1 pseudogene is annotated in these 508 nt (G+C 53.1%); it reads right to left on the reverse strand.

The window, feature by feature from the left end:
* Positions 1 to 172 precede the first annotated feature (172 nt).
* Positions 173 to 508 (reverse strand): annotated as a pseudogene (locus tag HMPREF2932_RS13870) (hypothetical protein); the annotation flags it as partial.

Below are 508 nucleotides of genomic sequence, written 5' to 3' on the forward strand. Positions count from 1 at the left end.
GTTCCTCCAGTGTGATGGACTCAGTAACGGGGATCGCATGTCCCGATCGTCCGAGGGACGCGAGATGAGAAGCCAATGGGTCATCAGAACTACAAGAGGAGAGTAATAGGGAGACAATACTAGTGAACCCTATCCGCGCCATCATGCGTCTCATTAACATAACCTCCTTCTCCTAGGAAAGTGTAGATAGCAGTCCAATTCTAGCCCAGAGGGCGCACTGGTTCAGAGCAGAAGCTTCGTCGCCACTACTTGCGAAAGCAGATCCAAGAAATCGACCTTGGGCGTTGTTATACAAGTCCATGCTGGTCTCATCCGCTGGCCCCTGAGCGACAGTTTCGTGGTTAGTAGCAATGCGTTCAGCTGCATCTGCACCGATTCTCATCGTCATCAGGGCATTCCACGAGCAGTGCCGAAAAGCATCGCCCTTTCCATTGTGGAGTAATGTGGCGCCAGGAAACCGGTTCTGCGCTACCATACTCGCGGTTGTGGCTGCCTGATTGGCGATGCC

This window comes from Corynebacterium sp. HMSC074H12 (assembly GCF_001813755.1).
In the GTDB taxonomy this organism is placed as follows: Bacteria; Actinomycetota; Actinomycetes; order Mycobacteriales; family Mycobacteriaceae; genus Corynebacterium; species Corynebacterium hiratae.